Annotated in this window: 21 protein-coding genes and 2 pseudogenes; 14 read left to right on the plus strand and 9 right to left on the minus strand. The window is 62.6% G+C overall.

Annotated features, from left to right (window positions below; translation table 11 throughout):
* Window positions 1-153: 153 nt before the first annotated feature.
* On the plus strand, window positions 154-3,354 hold the full coding sequence (locus tag NCS03_RS30560; RefSeq protein WP_250437899.1) for a bifunctional diguanylate cyclase/phosphodiesterase: 3,201 nt from the start codon (window positions 154-156) through the stop codon (window positions 3,352-3,354).
* A gap of 112 nt (window positions 3,355-3,466) precedes the next feature.
* Here the strand turns inward: NCS03_RS30560 and NCS03_RS30565 are convergent, their stop codons facing one another.
* Entirely contained in the window at window positions 3,467-4,168 is a 702-nt protein-coding gene (locus NCS03_RS30565; protein ID WP_008345595.1) for a TMEM175 family protein, read from the minus strand.
* 477 nt (window positions 4,169-4,645) lie between these two features.
* Here NCS03_RS30565 and NCS03_RS30570 point away from each other — a divergent pair, with 477 nt between their 5' ends.
* Complete coding sequence (locus tag NCS03_RS30570; protein ID WP_175982130.1) at window positions 4,646-6,337, plus strand: methyl-accepting chemotaxis protein; 1,692 nt, start codon at window positions 4,646-4,648, stop codon at window positions 6,335-6,337.
* A gap of 207 nt (window positions 6,338-6,544) precedes the next feature.
* A complete protein-coding gene (locus NCS03_RS30575) occupies window positions 6,545-6,988 on the plus strand; it encodes a response regulator (protein ID WP_144403563.1) in 444 nt (147 codons plus the stop codon).
* A 343-nt stretch (window positions 6,989-7,331) separates the two neighbouring features.
* On the opposite strand, the gene NCS03_RS30580 is transcribed toward NCS03_RS30575, so the two are convergent.
* On the minus strand, window positions 7,332-7,973 hold the full coding sequence (locus NCS03_RS30580) for a hypothetical protein (protein ID WP_250530466.1): 642 nt from the start codon (window positions 7,971-7,973) through the stop codon (window positions 7,332-7,334).
* Entirely contained in the window at window positions 7,973-8,560 is a 588-nt protein-coding gene (locus NCS03_RS30585) for a MarR family winged helix-turn-helix transcriptional regulator (RefSeq protein WP_033535651.1), read from the minus strand. Before NCS03_RS30585 ends, NCS03_RS30580 begins: the two co-directional genes overlap by 1 nt.
* Before the next feature lie 235 nt (window positions 8,561-8,795).
* Between NCS03_RS30585 and NCS03_RS30590 the strand changes: the two genes are divergently transcribed.
* The 8 genes and pseudogenes from NCS03_RS30590 to NCS03_RS30625 all read left to right on the plus strand — a co-directional run bounded on the left by NCS03_RS30590 (window position 8,796) and on the right by NCS03_RS30625 (window position 17,244).
* Window positions 8,796-10,148 carry an MFS transporter gene (locus tag NCS03_RS30590; RefSeq protein WP_008345585.1) on the plus strand — a complete coding sequence of 451 codons (1,353 nt, stop codon included), beginning with the start codon at window positions 8,796-8,798 and terminating at the stop codon, window positions 10,146-10,148.
* 185 nt (window positions 10,149-10,333) lie between these two features.
* Window positions 10,334-11,296 (plus strand): PDR/VanB family oxidoreductase, encoded by a 963-nt coding sequence (locus NCS03_RS30595; protein WP_250530468.1) that lies wholly within the window; start codon window positions 10,334-10,336, stop codon window positions 11,294-11,296.
* A gap of 41 nt (window positions 11,297-11,337) precedes the next feature.
* On the plus strand, window positions 11,338-12,663 hold the full coding sequence (locus tag NCS03_RS30600) for a Rieske 2Fe-2S domain-containing protein (RefSeq protein ID WP_008345581.1): 1,326 nt from the start codon (window positions 11,338-11,340) through the stop codon (window positions 12,661-12,663).
* Window positions 12,663-13,856 carry a Gfo/Idh/MocA family protein gene (locus tag NCS03_RS30605; protein WP_250530469.1) on the plus strand — a complete coding sequence of 398 codons (1,194 nt, stop codon included), beginning with the start codon at window positions 12,663-12,665 and terminating at the stop codon, window positions 13,854-13,856. Before NCS03_RS30600 ends, NCS03_RS30605 begins: the two co-directional genes overlap by 1 nt.
* A gap of 2 nt (window positions 13,857-13,858) precedes the next feature.
* Entirely contained in the window at window positions 13,859-14,851 is a 993-nt protein-coding gene (locus tag NCS03_RS30610) for an ABC transporter substrate-binding protein (RefSeq protein ID WP_008343726.1), read from the plus strand.
* Window positions 14,852-15,116: 265 nt separating this feature from the next.
* A complete protein-coding gene (locus NCS03_RS30615; RefSeq protein ID WP_250504513.1) occupies window positions 15,117-16,049 on the plus strand; it encodes an MBL fold metallo-hydrolase in 933 nt (310 codons plus the stop codon).
* Between the two features lie 107 nt (window positions 16,050-16,156).
* Window positions 16,157-16,725: pseudogene (locus tag NCS03_RS30620) on the plus strand (YbhB/YbcL family Raf kinase inhibitor-like protein).
* A gap of 81 nt (window positions 16,726-16,806) precedes the next feature.
* Window positions 16,807-17,244 (plus strand): pyridoxamine 5'-phosphate oxidase family protein, encoded by a 438-nt coding sequence (locus NCS03_RS30625; protein WP_175982125.1) that lies wholly within the window; start codon window positions 16,807-16,809, stop codon window positions 17,242-17,244.
* Here NCS03_RS30625 and NCS03_RS30630 read toward each other — a convergent pair.
* Both NCS03_RS30630 and NCS03_RS30635 read right to left on the minus strand, forming a co-directional pair.
* Window positions 17,231-17,347: pseudogene (locus NCS03_RS30630) on the minus strand (zinc-binding dehydrogenase); the annotation flags it as partial. The gene NCS03_RS30625 and the pseudogene NCS03_RS30630 overlap by 14 nt on opposite strands.
* Window positions 17,348-17,375: 28 nt before the next feature.
* Window positions 17,376-17,864, minus strand: a complete 489-nt coding sequence (locus NCS03_RS30635; protein WP_175982124.1) for a hypothetical protein — start codon at window positions 17,862-17,864, stop codon at window positions 17,376-17,378.
* On the opposite strand from NCS03_RS30635, the gene NCS03_RS30640 reads away from it, so the two are divergent.
* Together NCS03_RS30640 and NCS03_RS30645 are read left to right on the plus strand one after the other, a co-directional pair.
* Window positions 17,863-19,167, plus strand: a complete 1,305-nt coding sequence (locus NCS03_RS30640) for an SDR family oxidoreductase (protein ID WP_250442243.1) — start codon at window positions 17,863-17,865, stop codon at window positions 19,165-19,167. The genes NCS03_RS30635 and NCS03_RS30640 overlap by 2 nt on opposite strands.
* Window positions 19,164-19,628 carry a DUF2269 family protein gene (locus tag NCS03_RS30645; RefSeq protein ID WP_175982122.1) on the plus strand — a complete coding sequence of 155 codons (465 nt, stop codon included), beginning with the start codon at window positions 19,164-19,166 and terminating at the stop codon, window positions 19,626-19,628. Before NCS03_RS30640 ends, NCS03_RS30645 begins: the two co-directional genes overlap by 4 nt.
* A 9-nt stretch (window positions 19,629-19,637) precedes the next feature.
* Here the strand turns inward: NCS03_RS30645 and NCS03_RS30650 are convergent, their stop codons facing one another.
* From NCS03_RS30650 to NCS03_RS30665, 4 genes are read right to left on the minus strand one after another with little or no spacing between them, the layout of a single operon-like run.
* A complete protein-coding gene (locus NCS03_RS30650; RefSeq protein ID WP_250437908.1) occupies window positions 19,638-19,883 on the minus strand; it encodes a DUF3460 family protein in 246 nt (81 codons plus the stop codon).
* Between the two features lie 27 nt (window positions 19,884-19,910).
* Entirely contained in the window at window positions 19,911-20,465 is a 555-nt protein-coding gene (locus NCS03_RS30655; protein ID WP_008345556.1) for a DUF3005 domain-containing protein, read from the minus strand.
* 56 nt (window positions 20,466-20,521) lie between these two features.
* On the minus strand, window positions 20,522-21,106 hold the full coding sequence (locus NCS03_RS30660) for a diguanylate cyclase (protein ID WP_250520563.1): 585 nt from the start codon (window positions 21,104-21,106) through the stop codon (window positions 20,522-20,524).
* Window positions 21,103-21,360, minus strand: a complete 258-nt coding sequence (locus NCS03_RS30665) for a hypothetical protein (protein WP_250437910.1) — start codon at window positions 21,358-21,360, stop codon at window positions 21,103-21,105. Before NCS03_RS30665 ends, NCS03_RS30660 begins: the two co-directional genes overlap by 4 nt.
* A gap of 805 nt (window positions 21,361-22,165) precedes the next feature.
* On the opposite strand from NCS03_RS30665, the gene NCS03_RS30670 reads away from it, so the two are divergent.
* Window positions 22,166-23,089, plus strand: a complete 924-nt coding sequence (locus NCS03_RS30670; protein WP_034471109.1) for an NAD(P)/FAD-dependent oxidoreductase — start codon at window positions 22,166-22,168, stop codon at window positions 23,087-23,089.
* Window positions 23,090-23,153: the final 64 nt, after the last annotated feature.

Consider the following 23,153-nt stretch of genomic DNA (forward strand, 5'->3'; position numbering starts at 1 on the left):
AGCGGCGCACTAAGACTTTAATTAAAGGTTAATTTTGGCGAGCCGTAAGAGGCGTAATAGATAGGTGGGCGAACACGATCGCCGGCGGCCATTCGCTGCCCTGTGAGCGCCCGCCTGCATGACTCTTCTTGCACGTTTCCAAACGTCTCGCCCATGAAACGGAATCCTTTCTTCAAGCTGCTCGCGCGCTTGCGCGTGGGGCACAAGTTGCTGCTCATCTACCTGCTCGATCTCAGCGCGGTGATCTACATCAGCGGGATTCTGATTCACGAAAAGTATCTGGCGATCGATTTTTCGAACAAGGAGATTGTCGGCAACGCGTATGTTCACGAGGTCGAACATGGCATCACGTCCATCGCGATGGCGGGCGCGGGCAAACCGCCGACGGCGGCGCAGCTCGATGCCGAGATCGACAGGCTCGTTCGTGCCGAGCAGCAATACGGCGCGCAAATGGGAAGCGCGGAGCCGAGCAACGCGCTGCGGACCGCTCTGCAGACGATGGCGCACGAACGCGAGGTCGGGATCGCGTCGACGGACCAGGCGCTGACGGCCTCCCGCGATCTGATAACGCGCATCGGTAATCAATCTAACCTGATTCTCGACCCGGATCTCGACAGCTACTACGCGATGTCGCTCTCGATCTTGCGCTATCCCGCGCTGCTGACCGCGGTGAACAGCATCGGCCGCCATCTGCACGACGGCGCTCACGCGCGCTCGCGAGAGGAAGTGCGTTCGCGTTATCTGGTCCTCGAAGGGCAACTCGACGGGGTCATGCAAGGTTTGCGGTCGGACTACGCCGAGGCGGGGGCGGCCAATCGTCAATTCGAGCGCACACTCAGCCCGTCGTTCGATCGAATGCGCATTGCCGTCGAGGCATTCAGGCATGCGGCGCGCGTGGTGGTGGACGACAACGTGGCGCCGGATGCAGCTGTGCTGATGATCGTCGACAGCGCGCAGCAAGCGCTCGTTCAAAGCGTAGACGGCCTCTGGCGCGATACCGGCGAGCAGCTAGACGGCCTGCTGCATGCACGCGTGCAAGCCCTGTTTTCGCGCATGTGGCTGCATTTGGGCACGGCGCTTTTCCTGCTCTGCGCCATCCTGACACTGGTTTATTGCGTCGCGCAGCAGATTTCGTCGCCGCTACGCAAACTCGCGCGCGTGATGGATGTGGTGCGCCGCACCGGCGATCACACGAAGCGCGCCGACTGGGACAGTCAGGACGAGATCGGCCAACTCGTGCGCGGCTTCAACGAAATGCTTGCGCAACTGGATCGCGAACGCGTCGTGCAGAAGGAATTGGCGGCGACCGCCCGCGCGTCGGCCGCGCAATCAGCGCTCGTGGAAGCCACGCCCGTGCCGATGGTCGTCACCGCCATTCCCGGCCACGAGGTATTGCACGCCAATGCGCCTGGACTCTTCTGGCTCAATGGGAGCAGCACCGACCCGTGGGCTCAGGGTCTCGACTCCGCGACCCGCGCGCGCTTCTTTCAGCAACTTTCCGACCGCGAAGCCATCGACGAATTCGAAGTTCACTGGAAAGCGACCTCGCAGCCGAGCTGGGCGATGCTGTCGGCGCGCCGTCTCGACTTCCAGGGACGCGACGCCATTCTCACCGCCTTCACGCCGATCAATCAGATCAAGCTCATGGAGCAGCGGCTGGAACTGTGGGGCAAGGTGTTCGAGGCATCGTCCGAGGCGATCGTCATCCTGAACGCCGAGGCGCGTCTGCTCACTGCGAATCCTTCGTTCTTTCGCGCAACCGGTTATCGGATGGACGACGTGGCGGGCAAGCCGCCGGCCTTCATCGACACGCAGGCGCAGGAAGACGAAAACGGTCCGCTGGGTAACCTCTTGCAACGCGTCGGGCGCAGCAGCACCTGGCACGGCGAAGCGCAAATAAGCCGCCGCGAGGGCGGTGATTATCCGGCGTGGCTCATGATCAGCGCGGTACACGACAAGCGCGGCACCGTATCGCATTACATCTGCACGCTGATCGACATCACGGACCGCAAGAAGAGCGAAGCGCGCATTCAGTTTCTCGCGCAGCATGACGTGCTCACCGAACTGCCCAACCGTGCACTCTTTGCCGCGAAGCTCGGCGTTGCCATCGCAGCAGCGCAGCGAACGCGGCAGCGCGTCGCGGTGCTGTTCATCGATCTGGACCGCTTCAAGAACATCAACGATTCGCTCGGACATCACATCGGTGATGGCCTGTTGCGGTCCGTGTCGCGACGCCTGCTCAATGCGGTCGGCACCCACGACACCGTGAGCCGCCTGGGCGGAGACGAGTTCACGGTGCTGCTCAACGGAGTCGGTCACGCGAGCGAAGTGGCGCGCAGCATCGAACAGCGGCTGCTCCCGCTGCTTCGCGAAGCGCATGAAGTGAGCGGGCTGACACTGCAGGTTGCGAGCAGCATCGGCGTCGCACTATACCCGGATGATGGCGAAGACATCGATACGTTGATGCAGAACGCCGACGCCGCGATGTATCAGGCCAAGTCTGCCGGACGAAATCAGGTCAAGTTTTTCTCGGCCGACATGGCCGAACAGGCGAGGCATCGGCTCACGCTGGAAACGTGTTTGCGCACGGCTATCGAGTTCGGCGAGTTGCGGCTCGAGTGGCAGCCGTGCCTCGAAGCGCGGTCCGGTGCGCTCGCGAGCGTCGAAGGACTGCTGCGCTGGAAGAGCGCGGTACTGGGTGAAATCGGTCCGGCTGTGTTTATCCCGGTGGCGGAGGACACGCGCCTCATCGTTGCCATTGGCGCGTGGGTGATCGAGGAAGCGTGCCGGCAGCTTGCCGCCTGGCGCGACGAAGAGGGCCTCGAAATACGCGCGTCCGTCAACATTTCGGCGCTCCAGCTACGCGAGCCGGAGCTCGTTGCGGCGCTTGGCACGAGTCTGCTCGCGCATGGCGTGCCGCCGCATTGCCTGGAACTCGAAATCACCGAGACGGTTCTCATGGATGGCGCCGAACACTACGCGCAAGCCATTCACGCCATTCGCGGGCTAGGCGTCAAGCTCTCGCTCGACGACTTCGGCACCGGCTACTCGAGTCTCAGCTATCTGAACCGGTTTCCGCTCGACCGTCTGAAGATCGACCGCGCGTTCGTGCGAGACATGCTCGACGCATCTGCCGATCTTGCCATCGTCAAGGCGATCGTCGATCTCGGGCATGAGCTTGGTTTGCGCGTGGTGGCCGAAGGGGTGGAAACCGGCCATCAAGCGCAAGTGTTGCGCAAGATCGGCTGCGATGAGTTGCAAGGTTTCCTGTTCGCACCGGCGATCCCAGCCGAGGAATTGGTGCTGTGGAACAGGGCGCGGCAGGACGAGGCGCTCGATGCTTCGCCGGCTTGAGGCGAAGCATCGAGGCCGGCGCCCGTGCAGCCGTCGAACTCTGCTGGAATGACGAGCGGGATTGAGCAAACGGCCGAATTTGGCCGATCCCGCTCGAGGCAGCGCGCCCCCTTTACTTGCCTAATTTCTCAGCCTCGCTCGGCTCCTCTCTGGGGTTGTAGCGCGGCGTGGGCTGTGGCAGCAGAAAGAAGGCGATGGACAGCAATGCAATGGCCACGCCGATGCGGCACGCCGCGATCGCGACGGGAACTGCAGCGATCTGAACCAGCGTCGCAGCGCCGTAGCGGCGCGTCATCTGCTGGAGGAAATCCGGCGCGAGCCGTTCGTCCATCAGCCGGCGGCCTGGCATTGCATAGAACCACTTCGCCATCCAGGTGCAGGCGGTCAGGGCAAGACCGGCAACGAGGGTTACTGATGCGACGGGCTCGAAGCCCGTGCCGAGGTGAAAGCACCACACGCGGATCGGATAAGGAATGACGACGATCGCCAGCAGGAACAGGAGGTTGATTACGCCGAACCAGTGATCGCTCTTTGCATAAATGCGACCCGAATAATGGTGTTGCAGCCAGTAGGCTCCGATCACGACATAGCAGAGAACGAGCGCGAGATATTCGCGCCACTGCTCCGCCATGGCGCTTGCCAGGTCGCTGTAGTCATGCGTGCCCTCCGGGGATCCGGGAACCTTGATCTCGACGATCAGCAGGGTCAGCGCGATCGCGAACACCGCGTCGCTGAATCCCTCGAAGCGGTCGAGTCCGCGCTCGGCACCATGCGTTTCCGTGTCGGCAGATTTACGCCTGTTACGTAGCATCATCTGAGTCCTTTCGCGCTCGGCAAGATCAGAATCACCGGCCGAAAAACGGCAACGCTTTTCCTTTGCGTGCCGCCTTCATTGGCAGCCGACGAAGCACGGCCCGGACGACTCGCGCGTTCGCAAGGCTGACTGACCGAGCGCCGAACCCGTCTGACGCGGCCCCGCGACGACGGCGTCGCGGCGGAAAGACTCGAAGCATTCGGTGTGCCGCCCACGCGTTCGCAAGCGGGGGTTGGGCATCACGATACCGGCCGACCAGACGTAGTTTGGCTTGAAAGGGGTCAAGTCGAACTTTGAACACGTCCGACGGGGGAACGCTCGCGTACCGCGGCAGCGTGTCCGCAGCGCGTCCCGCGGTCGGCCAGACGAAAACCGGATGTCCGCCGCGATCCTCGACTCAAGTGCTTGCGGTTAGTGCCGTTAGCAGGGAGGACGCCGCGAATTGCCGCGACCACAACCATGCACACGGAATCTGCAATGAAAGTTTCTACTCGGCTGACACTGTTAGCCGTCACAGCGCTTATCGCTTTGCTCGCAGTCGGAGGATACAGCGTCTATAGCGAGCGACGCGCAATGCTCGATGCGAAACAGGCGGAGATAGTCAACCTGTTGAAAATGGCCGAGCACCTCGCTGAGTATTATCACAATCAGGAAGTTGCCGGTGCGATGACTACGGAGCAAGCGCAGTCCGCAACGAAGACCGCTTTGAACAGGATGAATCATTCCGATCAGAGTTACTTCTGGGCCCGCCTCCCGGATGGGACCTCGCTCGTTCATCGCAAACAGGAGAACATCGGCAAAATCCTGCTGGGCAAGGCGCCGGACGGACGGCCAGACACAGAGTTCTATCGCGAGATGCTCGCCAAGGAGCACATCCCCGTGGTGATGGTGGTTACCGCCCACCCATCGACCGGCGTCATGACAGGCAAGATGAACGGCATTGTCGAGTTCAAGCCTTGGGGCTGGTGGATCGGCACCGGATTCTTCACCGACGATATCAGCGCCACCATCCTGCATACGACGCTTCAGACTGCCGGCTTGATAGGTGTAGCGCTCTTGGTCATTGCTGCGTTGGCGTGGAAAATCATACGCAGCGTCACGGGAGCCCTCGGCGGAGAACCAGAGTTTGCCGCGCGCGTTGTTCGGGAGATTGCAGGCGGAGACCTCGGTTCGCCAACGCCCTTGAAGGACGGTGATGACCGCAGCCTTCTCGCGGCAGTCGAAAGCATGCGCCGTGGTCTGCAAGACATGGTTATCACGATCCGAACAAGTTCGGAATCCGTATCATCGGGCGCTGTTCAGATTGCGGCTGGCAATACCGACCTCTCGAGTCGCACAGAGCAGCAAGCGGCATCGCTGCAAGAAACCGCCGCGAGCATGGAGGAACTGACGGCGACGGTTAAGCAAAACTCGGAGAACGCCCAGCAAGCGAGCGGACTGGCGGACAACGCGAATGCGGTCGCCAACGAGGGAAGCGCCATCATCGGTCAGGTGATTCAGACGATGGATGGCATCGAGCAGAGCTCCGAAAAGATCGCCGAAATCATCGGGATTATCGAAGGCATCGCATTCCAGACCAACATCCTGGCGCTCAACGCTGCAGTCGAAGCAGCACGCGCCGGCGAGCAGGGCCGCGGCTTTGCCGTCGTTGCGAGCGAAGTGCGCAACCTTGCGCAGCGGTCATCGACGGCCGCCAGGGAGATCAAGGATCTCATCGAAACGTCAGGCGGAAGAGTCCAAGAAGGGACCGTACTCGTCGCACAGGCAGGCGAGACGATGAAGCGTGTGGGCACGGCGATCCAACGAGTCACCGACATCATGGGCGAGATCGCCTCCGCATCCAACGAGCAAAGCCGTGGCATCGAGCAAGTGAATCAAGCTATCTCGCAGATGGACGAGGTGACGCAGCAGAACGCCGCGCTCGTTGAAGAGGCGGCGGCCGCGGCAGGTTCGATGGAGGACCAGGCGAAGCAACTGACCGCCGCCGTAGGCGTGTTTCGCACCGGTCAGACGCTCGCCGTCAAGCCAATCAGTCATCGCGCTCCTCAGACGCCGCGACCCGCACTCGCCGAAAAGAGCGGGACGACGCCGCGCGTGCCGAAGCCTTCGAGCGGGCAGAAGCCGGTTGCAGTCGCGGCGGCGGCTGACGGCGACTGGTCGACGTTCTGAGCGTGGCGGGCGGCCGATGCCTTGGCCTGAGTCGGCGGCGAAGGCTTGCGTCGAATTCGACGCGTTGTCTCGATCGGACGTCCTTGGGCTCGCTCAACACCGTCGTCTCGAAAGGCGGCCGTTGTAGTGAATCAATAGTGCGAAGCATCTTGCAGGGGCGATAGCCAATACTTGCGAGCGCTTCTTTAAATGAAGGAGAAGGAAAGGGTGGTAAATGCTCACACGCGTTTGTTGGTGGTCGATGACATGGCCACCATGCGCAATCTGATCCGGAAAATGCTGAGAGCGATCGGTTATACGACCATCGACGAAGCAGAGGATGGAGTGTCAGCGCTCGAAAAGTTGCGCACGCAACAGTTCGATCTCGTCATAACTGATTGGAACATGCCCAATATGGACGGGCTGACTCTCCTGCAGGAGATCCGCAAGTCCGATCTAGCCGAACTGCCGGTATTGATGGTGACCGCCGAAAAGCGGCGCGAGAACGTGCTCGCCGCGATCAACGCCGGTGCGAGCGGCTATATCGTGAAGCCGTTTTCAGAAGCCGCGCTCGCAGACAAGCTGGCTCAAATTGCGCCGCCTTTAGCCAGCGCCGCGCCGACAGGTAAGGACACATCCGGATTCGGCGCGATCTTCGAGAGAACCCTATGATGGCGCGAGCGCTCTGCTTGGTCGCTCGCAAGCGACACAAGAGGATTTTTTCGGCGTCTGCGAGAAGCGCTCGAGCGTAGTTTCTACATGAACGGCGGCGTAGACGGCAGGGCGCTGAGCATGGAGCGCGACCGGTGGCCGGATGCTGACTCGCGTTTAATCGACTACGCGATGCGTCTGGCTGGCCGTCGCTGGGACTCACCATCCGCCTCGGTGCGCGCGTGAGGGCCGTGCCGATGCCGCGGATGTCGCGCTGAACCTGCATCGCGTGCGCCGACCCGAGCAGGTGCGCCCGCCGTTTGCATTCGACGATGGACCATGACCAGCCTCCGTGAGCCGGCCGTCAACGTTGTCCTTCATTCGCGCCAGTGGACGGCACGCCGGCCGGACTTGGAGGATCGCGTAATTCAGCGTCTTCGTTAGCGCGGTGGGGCGGGTTCTTGGGCTGTGCCGGACCGAGATCGGTGAGCCCGTCGAAATCGATCGGATTCTGAGGCGGCTTGCTGTTTTCCGTTCGTGCGGCGCACATGATCGGCTCCATCGTTGTCTTGATTCTCAAGAACAGCAAACGGTGTTCCGGCCGTTTGGGCATTCTTCGTGCTGCAGTCGATGTTGCGCGCCTCGAGGCGCTCACATTCACGTACCGATTGGAGCCGATGATGACCATTCCGCAGAACGAACCCGGCACTGACGTTGTCGATACCGACAAGGCGAAGCAACCCGATACGAAGCCCGTCGAACCGAAACAGGATTTGCCGTTGACGGAGGCTGATGACGGCAACACTCGGACGCCGCCGAATCCATCGTGACCGGCAAGGGACCGGCCATTAGCAAGCGTCCAAAACGCCCGTTGCACGTCATTCCCGCACCAGGCGCGCTTCTCGATCAGCACCCAAAACTCGATGCGGAAATCGTGATGGATGACCGCCCAATCGATCCGTTCGAGGTCGCATGACGCGATCGGCGCGGAGGCGCTACGGCGCATCACGCGTCTTCAAAACTCTCGCCGCGCTCGGCGATCAGCTTGCCCAGTTCGCGCGTCGATAAGACGCGTCGCATGGGATTGGTCGAGCCCGACTCATCATCCGCGAGATTCTCGATGATCGTGAGCAGCACCTTGCGCGCTGTCTTGATTTCGCGGTCAGTCAAACCCGTCACGCTGATCTCGTTAACTTCCTCGGCAAGCGGAACCAGTTGGTCTTTCAATGCGCGCCCTTCGGCGGTGAGGAACACATGCGTGTTCTTCTTGTTGTCCGGCCGCTGCTGACGCTCGACGAGTCCCAGCTTCTCCATCGCAGTGACGGCGGCGAAGGTCGTCGGCGCCATCACGCCGGCCTGTTCGCTCAATTCGCGCTGCGTCAGGCCGTCTTTCTCCCACAGAATGCGCAGGAAAGTCCAGTGCCCGAACGACACCGAGTGCTCGGCGAGCCGCATCTGCAATGCGCGCACCATCGAGCGCGTGGCGTCCTTTACAAGGTGCGCGAGGCGATCGTTGGGCACCGATTCGTGCCAATGGCGCAGCATCTCCGCGGTCTCGCGGGGCGCGCCCTCCACAGCCTTCTTTCGTGTCATGGCGGTTCGTTCCCGAATGCAGTTGGTCTTCCCGACATCATAGCCGCGCAGCCGTCGCGCCCGCATCCGTTGCAAAGCGCGCAGAACTCCGTGCAAACCCGAACTTGTCCGCGCGCGCCGGTCTCCTTACCATAATGATTAGATATCGAATAAAAATAAGGTATGTCCGGGTCGCGGGAGGCATCTTTCTGCGCCAGGGCATCGTCCTCATGAGCATGGGAATCGGAGACGCTTTGTGGCCAAATCCACAGTCACGCAATTCATATCGGAATCGGACGCGGCGGCAGCGCGCGTAGAGGCCACGTATCACAAGGTCACCTGGCGGCTGATGTCGTTCATCTTCGTCTGCTGGGTGCTCAATTATCTGGATCGCGTGAACGTCAGCTTCGCGCAACTGCATCTGAAGCAGGATCTCGGTCTGTCCGACGCCGCTTACGGTCTCGGCGTGAGTCTGTTCTTCATCGGCTATATCCTGCTGGAAGTGCCGAGCACGCTGTGGCTCAAGAAGATCGGCGCACGCCTCACGATTTCCCGCATCATGATCCTGTGGGGCGGCATCTCGACCGCGATGGCCTTCATGACCACGCCGGCGCAGTTTTATATCGCGCGCATCCTGCTCGGCGCGGCGGAGGCCGGGTTCTGGCCCGGCATCATTCTCTATCTGACGTACTGGTACCCGGGCGCGCGGCGCGCGCGGATCACATCGCGCTTCCTGCTGGCGATTGCCGCGGCGGGCATCATCGGCGGGCCGCTCTCGGGCTGGATCCTGCATAACTTCGTCGACGTGCTCGGCTACAAGAACTGGCAGTGGCTCTTCTTTCTCGAAGGCCTGCCTGCGCTGCTGATGGGCATCGTCGCGTTCTTCTATCTCGTCGATCGCCCGCAAGACGCTCGCTGGCTCGACGAGGAACAGAAGAAGATCATCCTCGATGCGCTCGCCGCCGACCGCGCCGAGAAAAAGCCCGCCAAACATACGCGTCATCAGTTGCTGGCGGCGCTCAAGGATCCGCGCGTGTATATCCTCGCGGCGGGCTGGGGCACGGTGCCTTTGTGCGGCACGATCCTCAACTACTGGACGCCGACCATCATCCGTCAGGCGGGCGTGTCGGACGTGCTGAACGTCGGTTTGCTGTCCGCGCTGCCGTACATCATCGGCGCGCTCGGCATGTTCGCGGTCGCGCGCAGTTCCGACGTGACGCTGGAACGCCGCTGGCATTTCTTCCTGTGTACGGCGGTGGGCGCGCTGGGCGGCTTCCTGCTGCCCGTGCTGGCCGGCAATACGACAGCGGCCATCGTCTGTCTGGGCATGATCTCCATTTCGTACTTCGGCGCGGCCGCGATTATCTGGTCGATTCCGCCGGCCTATCTCTCCGATGACGCCGCCGCCGCGGGCATCGGCGCGATCAGTTGCCTGGGGCAAGTCGGCGCGTTCTGCGGACCCATCGCGCTCGGCTGGATCAAGACGATGACGGGCAGTCTGGCCATCGGGCTATCGGCGATCGCGGCCATCGTCATGCTGGGCGGACTCGCCGTGCTGATCGGCGTGCCGGCCAACACGCTGCGCGAGCACGCGGAAAAGCATTCGTAAGCATCGATTCTCGCAGCAGCGGCGGCGCCTTCGTCATGAAGGCGCCGTTTTTTCTTGTAACGAGGTGACGCGCTTCAGGGAAAACCCGCTTGCCGATAAATGATTAGATATCTAATATAAACGTCATGGTGATCGACGCTGGGAAGGCTCGATCGAATGAGGCGACAAGCAGGGGAGCCGGTGCAATGAACGACGAACTGTCATTCAGGACGCTCGTGGTGACGAAGAAGGATCAGGTGGCGGAAGGCATCTTCCGTTTCGAGTTGCGTGACGGCGCAGGCGGCGAGCTGCCTGCGTTCACGGCCGGCGCGCATCTGACGGTGCGCGTGCCGAACGGCGCGAATCGCAGCTATTCGCTCTGCAACGATCCGGCCGAGACGGACCGCTATGTGATCGCGGTGAAGCGCGACGCGGCGGGTCGCGGCGGCTCGGTCAGCATGGCGGACGACCTCGCGCAAGGCGATCGCATCGACGTCTCGGAGCCGCGCAACGAATTCGTGCTCAACGAGCGCGCGCGCAGTTTCGTATTCGTTGCAGGCGGCATCGGCATCACGCCGATTCTCTCGATGATGCGTTATCTGAAGGCCATCGACGGCCCGCGTTTCAAGCTCATCTACGTCTCGCGCAGCCCTGAGACCACCGCTTTCATCGACGAACTGTCGGGCCCGGAATGGAAGCCGCATGTGGTCATTCATCACGACCACGGCGACCTCGCGCAAGCGTTCGATTCCTGGCCCGTGTTCGAGAAGCCCGCGAGCGGCGCTCATGTGTATTGCTGCGGCCCGCGCGCGTTGATGGACGGCGTGCGCGACATGACCGGGCACTGGCCGACCGGCAGCGTGCACTTCGAGAGCTTCGGCGTGGATCAGTCGCGCGCAGCCGACAACGCGCCTTTCAGCGTGAAGCTGGAACGCTCGGGCCGCTCTTTCGAGATTCCGAAGGACCGCTCGATTCTCGAAATCTTGCGGGACAACGGCATCCGCGCGCCGAGCTCGTGCGAAAGCGGCACTTGCGGATCGTGCCGCACGACGCTGTGCGCGGGCGAAGCGGATCATCGCGACATGGTGCTCGGCGAGGACGAGAAGCGCGATCAGATCATGATCTGCGTATCGCGTGCGAAGAGCGAAGAACTGGTGCTGGATCTCTGAAGAACATTCCCCACTGCATAGGTTGGTCAGGAGAAGCGTAAATGCTCACGCATGAAGAAAATGAATTGCTGTGCCGCGTCGAAGGCGATGCGCCGATGGGTCAGTTGATGCGCCGTCACTGGACGCCGGTGTGTCTCATCGAAGAAGTCAGCGAACCTGACGGGGCGCCGGTGAAGGCGCGTCTGTTCGGCGAGGATCTCGTCGTCTTCCGCGATACCGACGGCAATGTCGGCGTGATGGACGAGTACTGTCCGCATCGCCGGGTGTCGCTCGTCTATGGACGCAACGAAGATTGCGGTCTGCGCTGTCTCTATCACGGCTGGAAGATGGACGTGAAGGGCAATGTGATCGAGATGGTCTCGGAGCCTTCGTGCAGCGACATGACGAAGAAGGTCAAGCACAAGGCCTATGAAACGAAAGAGTGGGGCGGCTTCGTATGGGCTTACATGGGCCCGCAGGACGCCATTCCCGAGTTCGTGCCGCCGGCATGGGCGCCGACCGAAGACACGCGCGTGAGCATCGCCAAGGCGATCCTGCCGTGCAACTGGGCGCAGATTCTCGAAGGCGCGATCGATTCGGCGCACAGCTCCAGTCTGCACTCGTCGGACTTCGTGCCGGCGCGTGTGGGCGGCGCGGAAGCGACCTCGAAGAACTGGCTGCGTCCATCGACGGACAAGGCGCCGCGCCTCCAGGTGCATCGCACCGAATACGGCTTTCGCTATGCCGCGCTGCGCCGCCCGATACAGAACGCGGCTACGCATGACTACGTGCGCTCGACCGTGTTCGTCGCGCCGGCAACCGCGCTGATCCCGCCGAACAACCTCTACAACGTCGCGAACATCAACGTGCCCTGCGACGACCACAGCACGGCGTTCTATTTCATGGCGTGGGGCCATCCGGACAAGACGCCGGAAACCGAGACGTGGCGCAAGTTCCTGGGGCAGCAGGTCGGCATCGATCTCGACGAGAACTATCGGCCGCTGCGCAATCACGACAACCGTTTCTGGCAGGATCGCGAAGCCATGAAGGCCGGCAACTTCACCGGCATCAAGGGCTTCCCGAATCAGGACATCGCCATGTGGGTGACGATGGGCGCGATCGCGGATCGCACCGAAGAGCGCCTCGGCGCGAGCGATGTCGCCGTGGTCGAGTTCCGCCGCCGCATGCTCGATGCGCTCGAGGCGTTCAAGTCCGGCGAGGCGGCCATCGGGACCGGCGAGAAGGCCATTCCACGCAGCGTGTGCTCGTTCCAGGCGATGGTGCCGAAGGACACCGACTGGAAGCAATACGCGGCGCATCCGGTCTGGATGGAGTCCGTCGACAAGGAAGCGCCGGAACTCGAATCGAACTATCAGGTTCAGGTCTGATGACCACGATCAGACTCGGCATCGTCGGCCTCGGCCGCGCCTTTTCGCTGATGCTGCCGACGTTTCTCGCCGACGCGCGCGTGCGACTCGCCGGGGCGTGCGATCCGCGCGAGACGGCGCGCGCGCAGTTCGAAGCGGATTTCGACGCGCCCGCTTTCGACGACATCGAAGCGCTCGCGCGCCGCGCCGATATCGATGCGCTCTACATCGCGAGTCCGCATCAGTTTCATGCGGCGCATACGCGAATCGCGGCGGCGCACGGCAAGCATGTGCTCGTCGAGAAGCCGATGGCGCTGTCGCTCGCCGAGTGCGACGACATGATCGCCGCATGTCGCGAGGCGAACGTGCATCTCATCGTCGGTCACTGCCATAGCTTCGACACGCCGTATCTGCGAACGCGCGAGTTGATCGCATCGGGCGCGTTCGGCGACGTGAAGATGATCCAGGCGCTCAACTACACCGACTATCTCTACCGGCCGCGCCGTCCGGAGGAACTGAAAACGGAAGAGGGCGGCGGCGCGGTTTTCAGTCAGGCGGCGCATCAGGTGGATATCGTGCGGATGCTTGCGGGAAGCCGTGCTACGCGCATCCGCGCCGCCGTCGGCAACTGGGATACGGCGCGTCCGACCGAAGGCGCGTACACCGCGACGCTCTGGTTCGAGAACGGCGCATTCGCGACGCTTGCCTACAACGGCTATGGACATTTCGATTCCGACGAGTGGACCGGCTGGATCGGCGAAATGGGTCAGACGCGCAACGCCGACGAGTATGGCGCCGCGCGGCGCAAGCTCGCGAAAGTGGCGTCGCGCGAAGAAGAGGCGCGTCTCAAGGCTGCGGGCACGTACGGCGGCAACGCCTATGCGCCCGCCGCCAAGACAGCCCATACCCGCAGGCATCAGCACTTCGGGCCGCTGATCGTGTCGTGCGAGCGCGGCGATCTCCGGCCGATGCCCGATAGCATCGTCGTGTATGGAGACGAACGGCGCGAGCGCATCGAGCTCGATGCGCCCGAGGTGCCGCGCGCGGAAGTCATCGACGAACTCATGGCCGCCGTGCACGGCGAGACCGCTCCGCTGCACGATGGCGTCTGGGCGCGCGGCACGCTGGAGATCTGCCTCGCGATGCTGCGTTCGAGCGCCGAACAGCGCGACGTGCTCATCGGCGGCGAAACGTCAATCACAAAGGAAAGTTGAATATGGGCAAGCTCAATCTGTCGGTCGCGGTGGGGAACTACGATCGCATGCGGCCGCTGGTCGATGGCGAAGTGCAGATCGACGGCGTCGATCCGACCTTCATGCTGCAGGATCCGGAAGAGATCTTCTTTCGCGCGTTTCGCCACGCCGACTACGATATCTGCGAACTGTCGCTGTCGAGCTATAGCGTGAAGACGGCGGCGGGCACGAGCCCGTATATCGGCGTGCCGATTTTTCCGTCGCGCGCGTTCCGGCATACGTCGATCTATGTGCGCAACGATCGCGGCATCGAATCGCCTGCCGACTTGAAGGGCAAGCGCATCGGCGTGCCGGAATATCAGCTGACGGCGAACGTGTGGGCGCGGCTCTTTCTCGAGGAAGATCACGGTCTGAAGCCGTCGGACGTCACGTGGGTTCGCGGCGGCTATGAGGAAGCCGGCCGGCTCGAAAAGATCAGTCTCAAGCTGCCCGGCGACGTGAGGCTCGAAAACGCACCGGAGAACCAGACGATCTCGGGCATGCTCGCATCCGGCGAGATCGATGCGCTCATCGGCCCGCGCGCGCCGTCGTGCTTCGCGAACGGACATCCGAACGTCAAATACCTTTTCGACGATCCGCAAAAGGCTGCCGCCGACTGGTACACGCGCACGAAACTGTTCCCGATCATGCATCTGCTGGGCGTGCGGCGCACGCTCGCCGAGCAGCATCCGTGGCTGCCCGGCGCGGTGGCGAAGGCCTTCGAGAAGAGCAAGGCGCTGGCGCTCGCCAGACTCAGCGATACGTCCGCGACCAAGGTGACGCTGCCGTTCGTCGAAGAACAGTTGCGCAATGCGCGGCGTCTCATGGGCCACGATTTCTGGTCGTATGGCTTCGAGCCGAACCGGCACGTGTTGTCGCGGTTCCTTGAGCGGCATCATCAGGAAGGCTTGTCCAGCCGGCTGCTGCAGCCCGAGGAACTCTTTCATCCCGCGACGCTGGAAAACTTCAAGATCTGAGCGTGACATGGCCGCGGCGACGCGGCCTCACATCTTCGATAGCGCCTCACATGCCGGTTCCGGCATCTTCCGTTCAGTCTGGACTCACCGGATGACGGCCGTCGCGCGACCGTCCATTGTCGCCACTCAGGCAACACGGTGTACGCACTCGCGACCCTACTGGCCTTCGCTACCGCTTCCTACAATCCGTCACACGCTCGGTCGAACGCGAGCGAAAGGAAGCGCAACGCGCGCTCACGCCATCAAATTTCCAGGACTATCGAAGATGAGCCAGACAACCCGCAATGTGCAGCCCGTTATCGCCAAGCTCGGCAAAGAAGGATCGGGCGAGCTCGTGTCTTCCCGATACGCAGTTCGCATAGGCGATATCGATGTCGTGCTGATCAGCGACGGCGTGCTGCCGCTGCCGACCTCCACCATGTCCACGAACGTGAGCGAAGCCGATCGCAACGAATGGTTCGATGGCCGTTTCCTGCAACGGGACACGTTCGACTGGGCGTTGAATATCGCGCTCGTGCGCAGCGGCGAACGCCTGATCCTGATCGACTCGGGCGTAGGCGATGGGTTCGAATACTTCTCGCGCGCCGGTCAGTCGGTAATGCGCCTGGAATCGGCCGGTATCGACCTGGCTGCCATCACCGATATCGTGATTACGCACATGCACATGGATCACGTCGGCGGGCTGAATGTCGATGGCGTCAAGGCGAAGCTGCGTCCCGACGTGCGCATTCATGTGTCCGCCGCTGAAATCGCGTTCTGGAAGAATCCGGACTTCAGCAAGACGGTGATGCCCGAAGCGGTTCCTCCGGCGCTCCGCGAGGCTGCTGCGAAGTTCGCGAAACGCTACAGCGAGAACATCGTGCAGTTCGATCAGACAGTTGAAGTCGCACAGGGCGTGTCGGCGCGGGTGACGGGTGGCCACACGCCGGGGCACTGCGTCGTGGATGTCGCATCGAACGGGGAGAAGCTGACGTTCGTCGGCGACGCCATTTTCGAAGTCAACTTCGACAACCCCGATTGGCAGAATGGCTTCGAACATGATCCCGAAGCCTGTGTGGACGTGCGTATTGCGCTGCTCGACGCCGCCGCTGACACCGGCACGCTGCTCGCTGCTGCGCACGTCGCGTTTCCGTCGATCGGTCATGTTGCAAAGAGCGGTGAGCGTTACCGCTTCGTGCCGGTGCAGTGGGACTATTGATCGATACTTCGCGGCGCATTGCGAGTTGGATTCGAGGACATCCGCGTCACTGGCAATGATAGTCAGTGAGCGGCCTTCTTCTACTGGTTCTATACAACGGACACGATATGGAACTCAACGGTCTCCTGCCAGCCGTGTGCTGCACGGCTTTGCTTGCAAAGTACCCGCCATTGCGGTTGCAGATTCCTTCACTGTCAAGGTCGATGGGCTGAATCGCGGTCGGTTCGAAAATGAACAGGTGTACGGTCAATTCGGCTGTCATGGCGAAAACGTCTCTCCGCGCATTTCGTGGTCGCATGTTCCGGCCGGCACGAAGAGCATCGTCATCACCATCTACGACCCGGATGCACCCACCGGCGGTTTGGGCTGGACGCACTGGCAAGTGGCAAACATTCCGCCGTCGCAAACATCGATTGAAAAAGGCGCGTCGGGCAATGCCCGAGTGCTGCCGATAGGTGCAATCGAGACGCTGACCGATTTCGGTGCTTCGGCGTATGGCGGACCGTGCCCGCCGCCGGGCAAAGCGCATCGATACATCGTGACGGCTTCGGCTTTGACCGTTTCGAGCCTCGATGTCAAAGCGGATTCAAGTCCCGCGCTTGTCGCCTATCAGATGCATGGGAAAGTCATCGGCCAGGCGCGCTACGTGGCGCGCTATCACCGTTCGGCGGACTGAGCAGACCTGCAAGGCGCGGCTCTCCGATGCGAACCGGCACGCGGGTTGCGGAAGATACGCGATCAACCCACGGAGAGCACCATGAGCCAACTGACTTTGCACGATCTCGCAACCAAGATGGCGGAGATCGACTTCGCGATGCTTTCGACGCGCTCGCTGAACGGCAAGATCGCCGCGCGGCCGATGAGCAATAACCGCGATGTCGAATACGACGGCGACAGCTACTTCTTCACGCTCGAAGAAACGCATACGGTGCAGGAGATCAAGGCCGATGCGACCGTGGCGCTGACTTTCACGAGCAGCGCGAACCCGGACGGCGCGCCGCCGCTTTTCGTGGCCGTCGAGGGGCGCGCGGAGCTCATTCGCGAGAAACCGGCGATGAAGGATCACTGGAACGAAGACATCGAGAAGTGGTTCTCGGAAGGCTTCGAAACGCCGGGGATCGTACTCATCAAGGTTCGCGCCGAGCGCATTCACTACTGGATGGGCGAGGAGGATGGCGAGATCACTCCTGACTGATTGCCGTAGCCGCTGACAGAATGATCTTGCCGACATTCGTCGACGATTCCATCCGCCGATGCGCGTCGGTTGCACGCGCGAGCGGATACGTCGAGTCCACGACGCGGATTGCAGCGAGCGAGGCTGCGCATTCAGCGGCGCTTCGACAGAAAGGGCACAACCAGTCCCGCGCCGAACGCCAAATAGACAGCGGCGATGTGCGCCGCGGGCAGGTGATATTCGAAGCCGGGCGTGAAGCGCTTGGGGACGACGATATAATCGCCGGCCGCTGCGGCAAGCGTCGTCGCTGCGGCGAGTGCGACGCGTTGTCCGTGAGTCGGCGCGGCACCGCCGCGCAGTCTCGGCGATGTGCGCGCGGCCGCGACAGCCAGCGCATTGCAGGCGGCCCAGCCGATCGACATCGACTGGTGAATGGCGAGACCGGCAAGCAGATGGCGCCATTCCGGCCGCGCGGTCTGGTTTGCTTCTTGCGGCCATAACCAGTGGCTGACGGCGCTGATCGGCGCGCTTGCGCGTTTGCCGTGCAGACGCCCACAGATCGCAAGGGCCGCCGTCGATAACAGTCCGGCAACGGAGCCGGGAATCAGGATATCCGTCACAGGGTCGATGTCTTCAGTCATGGTCATTTTTCTGACAGGCGCCACGGGGCTCCTCGGCTCGCGCATCGCGGCGGCGCTGGTTGCGCAAGGACACGCGGTGAGGTGCGCCGCGCGCCATGCGCCTGGCGGCGAAGGCGCCGTGAGAGGCTGCCGTTTCGTGGCGCTCGATTTGAGCGATGAACTCGACCCAGCAAGCGTGATGCCGCTGCTCGAAGGCGTCGATGTGGTCATCAATGCCGCCGGCATCTTCGAGGACCGGACCGGACACGACTTCTCGCGCATCCATACGCGTTCGCCGATCGCGCTGTTCCAGGCGGCCGTGATGGCGGGAGTCGGCCGCATCGTGCAGATATCGGCGCTTGGCGCGGATGCGGGCGCACAGACGCCTTATCACCGCTCCAAGAAAGCCGCCGACGACGCGTTGCGCGCGTTGCCCATCTCGTCGTTGATCGTGCAGCCTTCGCTCGTGTTCGCCGAAGACGGACGCAGCACGCAGTTCTTCGCCGCGTGGTCGACGTTGCCGGTCGTGCCGCTGCCGGGGTCGGGCGCGCAGGTCGTGCAGCCGGTTCATGTGGACGATGTGGTCGAACTCGTGACGCGCGGCGCGTTGACGCGCGCAAGCGCAGCCCCCGCGAGCGAGACGGTGGCGGCTGTCGGTCCGAGACCCGTGACGATGAAGGAATACTTGCGTCTGCTGAATCGGCTTTGCTCCGCCGGTGCGCCCTTGTTCATGCCGGTGCCGATGCCGCTCGTCAAGACGGCCGCCGCGTTATGCGCGCGCTTGCCCGGCGCGCTGATGAGCCCCGATGCACTCGCGATGCTGGAACGGGGCAACGCGGCATCGGCGGATGGCATGCAGCGATGGCTCGGCAGGCCGCCCCGATCGCTCGGCGACGAGCCGTCGAAACGCGCCACGCTTGGCCTGCGTGCGAAGCTCGCGTGGCTCGCGCCGCTGCTGGCGGGCGCGATCGGTGCGGTGTGGATATGGACCGCGATCGTGTCCGCCTGGCTTTATCCGCGAGCGGCGAGCCTCGACTTGCTGGCGCGAGTCGGCGCGCCCGAAGGCACGCGCCTCTTCCTGCTGTATTCGGCCGCGCTGCTGGACCTGCTATTGGGCGTGCTGTGCTTCGCGTGGCCCGCGCGGCTCGGACCGCGACGCCGTCTCTGGTGGGCGCAGATCGGGCTGATCGTCGTCTATTCGGTGCTGATTACCTGGCGCTTGCCGGAGTTCTGGCTGCATCCGTATGGCCCGCTGTCGAAGAATCTGCCGATGATCGCCGCACTCTTACTGCTGATGAACATTGATGGAAAGGGCTCGACGTGACTTATCTGACGATCAAGTGGATCCATGTGATCTCGTCGACGATCCTGTTCGGCACCGGAATCGGCTCCGCGTTCTATCTGCTCGCCGCGAGCATCGGACGCGATGCACGGACCGTCGCGCGCGTGTCGCGGCTCGTGGTGCTGGCAGACTGGCTTTTCACGACGCCGACCGCCATCGTTCAACCGCTCACCGGCTATCTGATGATGCGGCTCACGGGCTTTCCCGTTTCGAGTCCCTGGCTCGCCTGGTCGATCGGCCTCTACGTTTTCGCGATCGCGTGCTGGCTGCCCGTCGTGTGGCTGCAGATGCGCCTCGCCGCCGAGGCGCAAGCCTGCGCCGTATCCGACGCCGGGCTGTCGAGGCGCTACTGGCGCCTCATGTCCGCATGGATCGCGCTCGGCGTGATGGCGTTCGTCGCGTTCGTCGGCATCTTCTGGCTGATGGTCACGAAGACGCTCTAGGCACGCGGTTCAATCCGTCCGGCTGTAATAAACATACGAAGGTTGTCTCAGCTCGCCTTCCTTCCCGGCGACATCGCCGGAATTCGGAAACTGTGGAAGCTTGTCCCACAGCAACGCGCGTCCGAGCATCTGTTCGCGATCCAGTTCGGGATGATCGTGCTTGAGCCGATTCAGAAACTGCTCGAAGTCCGACACATAGAGATCGGTTTTAACGGCGTGCTCGCGCCGATGAAAGAGACGCTGCAAGAAACTCATCGCTTGCTCCTCGGGGTGCGGCCCGGGCTATTCGCGCTCCAGCCTGAACACGTGCGATGCGCGTGAACCGTTGCGCTCTTCGGCGTACACCGTTTCCGTAACGACGACCCGATAGCCCGGCTTCGGCAAGATGGAAGGGAGATTGCCCGTCACGCGGCTATCGATGCCGCCCAGTCCTGCGGCCGGCGCCGGCACGTTGTTTTCGAGCGTCGCGTTCGATGTGATGACGTTGTCGTGCCAGCCCGACAGATCGCGGCGCGCCTCGATCGACTTGGCGTCCGCGTCCACGGTATCGTCCGTCGAGCCCATGCCTTGCGAATCCACGCCGACGATGCGGCTGTTCGCCCGCTGCACCGGATCGCCGGAATCCCGCGCGATCGAAGCATGGTCGATGTCGGGCAGCGGCGACGGGTCATTGCGCTGCCCGGGCTCGGCCGAGCCAGCATTGCGGTCGCGGCCGAACTCCGCTGCCTGCGTGGCGGCATCGGGCGATGCGGTGCCTGTCGCTGGTGTCTTGGCGGGGCTTTTTGCCGCCATCTCGTTCTGCTGGGCCTGGGTCGGGTTGCCTTCGGCGTTCTGCATGCTTGCTCCAAGTCGTCGTTTCTCGCTGCACGACTCGGTCTGCGCATGGCGCGTGCCTAGCGCATGACGGACTCGCTGGCGGCATCCGTCTTCCGCCGTTGCCGCTTGCGCGAAGCGCGGATAGACGCTGCGAGTTCCATCGCGTACGGCACGACGCCGAATATCGCGCAGAGCATCAGCACGGCTGTGACGGTCGTCGAGGACAACGGAGGATCGCGCCATGCGGGCGTGTAACTAGCGGCGTTATCGAACAGTCTGGCGAAGACATCGGGATGGGCGAGACAAATGATGGCTAGCCCGACGATCGGCGCCATCTCAAGAACGCTATGTACCATTTGCTCGACGGGTGTAATGACGCGCGTCGCCGATGCGTAGCGCAGATCCGCATACACGGTGAGATGGTGGACGACGATGAGCGCGGCCATCGCAACGATCGCGAACGCGTTGATTTGCAGGAACAACGCGCACAGCACGACACCGGCGCCTTCGGTTAGCTGGGCGATATGCATCAGCGATTCGCGCACGCCGGCAGTCTCGGGAAGATTCGCCCAGCGGTGACAAAGCGCGTCCGCGGTGCCGGCGGCGAGCCACAACGGAAGCACGCCGTAGAGCAGGAAGTGCTGCGCGAGCGCCGGATTCATGTTCCGCTGCCGCCGGGCGATGCCGCGGCCTGACACAGTTGAAGCGAGACGCCGCCGACGAAGGAAAGCGACGCGAGATGCTCGGCGCAGCGCCTGAGCGCGCCGACGTCGGCCTCGCAAACGAAGTTGATGCCATCGGGTGCGACGCGGGCATCGAGAACGGCGACGTGGCGCTGCATCAGTGCGGTTATCAGGTCGTGCTCGGGAAGCGGCTCCGCTGTCATGGTTCGAATAGTGATGTTGGCTTTAGGCATGTTCGACTGGTTTCACCACAGGTACGTGCTCCCTGTCACGGGCACCGCCGCGCGTCACAACTCAGCGCGCATGTACGAAATGCGAGGAAGCGGAACGTCAACGCGGAAGTACAAACGCGGGCGTCCACAAACCGCGCGATCCGAACACCGAGGGTCTGCCTGGCAGCAGAGCGCTCGCGGATGACAAGGCGACCGGCGTCAGCCCGCCGCTGTTTCAAGAAGTGAACCCGGCCTCTTATATTCAAGACGCGTGCTGAAAGTTGCACGGCCACCGATCCACAGATGGTTGGCCGACCGGCTCGCGACACAATGTCCGAACATCGGTGCACCGTTCAGTGTGAAACACAGTCGGTCGGAACGCTGTGACAGGCGGACGGCGGGTTGCCTTTGGCCACCGAACCGCGCACCCGTTCTGATTGCTGGTTGATCTGGCGTCGCGATCATCCCACCCGCAAGCGGGGGGCGGCGCTGCCCGCGCGAACGTCGGTGTCCTTCCCACGAAGCGCGCTTTCGGTGCCTCGACCTGAGACTGAGACGAAAGACGAGATTCGCTTTTCGACGAAGTCGACGGCTGCCTGGGCTGCCGCGCACGAGACCCGCTTGCTAACTCCGGGCATGTCGAATCGGCAGCGTGGCTCGACGGGTCGGGTGCTTGCGACCCTTACGCACTGTCGCGATCACTTTGATTGTCGGGTTCCAACATGGGACTTTTGGGAATCGGAATTGCTCAACCCTGCCACGAAGGCTTGTTAATGAACCGCGCACCGTGTTGATTCGGCTATGTCGGTTGTGCAAGAAGGAATCGATGATGGATCAGGCTTTTGACTGTGTTGTTATCGGCGGCGGTCCGGCAGGGTTGACCGCTGCACTCTATCTTGCCCGGTTCAGGCGCTCGACCCTGGTTATCGATGCCGGTCAGAGCAGAGCGTCGCGGATCCCGATCGTGCGTAACCTTGCTGGTTTTGAAGGCGGCATCAGCGGCAAGGAACTCATCGTCAAGATGCGTCGGCAGGTCGATTGCTACCCGGTGCCGATAATCGCCGGCCGAGTCGTCGCGATACGACAGGTGTCCGCCGGCTTCGTCGTGGACTACAGGAGCAGCGGCGATGCTGACAGGCAGAGCGCTCTGGCACATCGTGTCCTGCTCGCGTTCGGGATCCGCGATAGGCTACCGCCGATCGTCGGAGCCGAACGGCTTACCGAAAAAGGATTGCTCAGGTTGTGCGCGATATGCGATGGCTTCGAGGCGCAAGGCAAACGGGCGGCGATGCTGGGTTCCGCGTCACGAGCGCTGTCGCACGCTTTGTTCTTCCGAACGTTTTGCAGGCAGGTAGCTGTCGTCGCGCCCGACCTTTCGGCGCTGACGCAAGAGGAGCGCGCGTCGGCCGTAGAGAACGCCATAGAATTGGTGCCGTTGGGTGCGCTCGAAGCTTCGGCTAACGCTGACGGGCGCTTGAGCGTTGTCTGCCCGGATGGGCGGCGACAGAGGTTCGATATTGTCTATCCTGTGCTTGGCTCTCGCGAAGAAACTGAGCTATTGAGTGGCTTGAACGTCGAACGGGATGAGGACGGCATGATCGTGGCGGATAAGCGGCAGCGCACTAGCGTGGCCGGCATATTTGCCGCGGGCGATGCAGTCAATTCGTTGAATCAGATCTGCGTGGCAGTCGGCGAAGCCGCGATCGCGGCGACGGCTATCCATTGCAGCTTGCCAGGCAATCCGCTTTGAAGCGGCGGCAGGCCGCTGCGACATCAGCATCGGCGTGAGTAGGCTAGCTGCGCCGTATCTTGCT

The organism is Caballeronia sp. ATUFL_F1_KS4A, assembly GCF_023630905.1.
GTDB classification, from domain to species: domain Bacteria; phylum Pseudomonadota; class Gammaproteobacteria; order Burkholderiales; family Burkholderiaceae; genus Caballeronia; species Caballeronia zhejiangensis.

Excerpts from the sequence above, each read along its gene's own strand:
- NCS03_RS30565 (WP_008345595.1), bottom strand. The coding sequence starts at position 4,168 with ATGATGCTACGTAACAGGCGTAAATCTGCCGACACGGAAACGCATGGT.
- NCS03_RS30670 (WP_034471109.1), top strand. The coding sequence starts at position 22,166 with ATGATGGATCAGGCTTTTGACTGTGTTGTTATCGGCGGCGGTCCGGCA.
- NCS03_RS30650 (WP_250437908.1), bottom strand. The coding sequence starts at position 19,883 with ATGAGTTTCTTGCAGCGTCTCTTTCATCGGCGCGAGCACGCCGTTAAA.
- NCS03_RS30585 (WP_033535651.1), bottom strand. The coding sequence starts at position 8,560 with ATGACACGAAAGAAGGCTGTGGAGGGCGCGCCCCGCGAGACCGCGGAG.
- NCS03_RS30605 (WP_250530469.1), top strand. The coding sequence starts at position 12,663 with ATGACCACGATCAGACTCGGCATCGTCGGCCTCGGCCGCGCCTTTTCG.
- NCS03_RS30640 (WP_250442243.1), top strand. The coding sequence starts at position 17,863 with ATGGTCATTTTTCTGACAGGCGCCACGGGGCTCCTCGGCTCGCGCATC.
- NCS03_RS30600 (WP_008345581.1), top strand. The coding sequence starts at position 11,338 with ATGCTCACGCATGAAGAAAATGAATTGCTGTGCCGCGTCGAAGGCGAT.
- NCS03_RS30615 (WP_250504513.1), top strand. The coding sequence starts at position 15,117 with ATGAGCCAGACAACCCGCAATGTGCAGCCCGTTATCGCCAAGCTCGGC.
- NCS03_RS30610 (WP_008343726.1), top strand. The coding sequence starts at position 13,859 with ATGGGCAAGCTCAATCTGTCGGTCGCGGTGGGGAACTACGATCGCATG.
- NCS03_RS30570 (WP_175982130.1), top strand. The coding sequence starts at position 4,646 with ATGAAAGTTTCTACTCGGCTGACACTGTTAGCCGTCACAGCGCTTATC.
- NCS03_RS30580 (WP_250530466.1), bottom strand. The coding sequence starts at position 7,973 with ATGCGCCGTAGCGCCTCCGCGCCGATCGCGTCATGCGACCTCGAACGG.
- NCS03_RS30625 (WP_175982125.1), top strand. The coding sequence starts at position 16,807 with ATGAGCCAACTGACTTTGCACGATCTCGCAACCAAGATGGCGGAGATC.
- NCS03_RS30595 (WP_250530468.1), top strand. The coding sequence starts at position 10,334 with ATGAACGACGAACTGTCATTCAGGACGCTCGTGGTGACGAAGAAGGAT.
- NCS03_RS30635 (WP_175982124.1), bottom strand. The coding sequence starts at position 17,864 with ATGACTGAAGACATCGACCCTGTGACGGATATCCTGATTCCCGGCTCC.
- NCS03_RS30560 (WP_250437899.1), top strand. The coding sequence starts at position 154 with ATGAAACGGAATCCTTTCTTCAAGCTGCTCGCGCGCTTGCGCGTGGGG.
- NCS03_RS30660 (WP_250520563.1), bottom strand. The coding sequence starts at position 21,106 with ATGAATCCGGCGCTCGCGCAGCACTTCCTGCTCTACGGCGTGCTTCCG.
- NCS03_RS30665 (WP_250437910.1), bottom strand. The coding sequence starts at position 21,360 with ATGCCTAAAGCCAACATCACTATTCGAACCATGACAGCGGAGCCGCTT.
- NCS03_RS30655 (WP_008345556.1), bottom strand. The coding sequence starts at position 20,465 with ATGCAGAACGCCGAAGGCAACCCGACCCAGGCCCAGCAGAACGAGATG.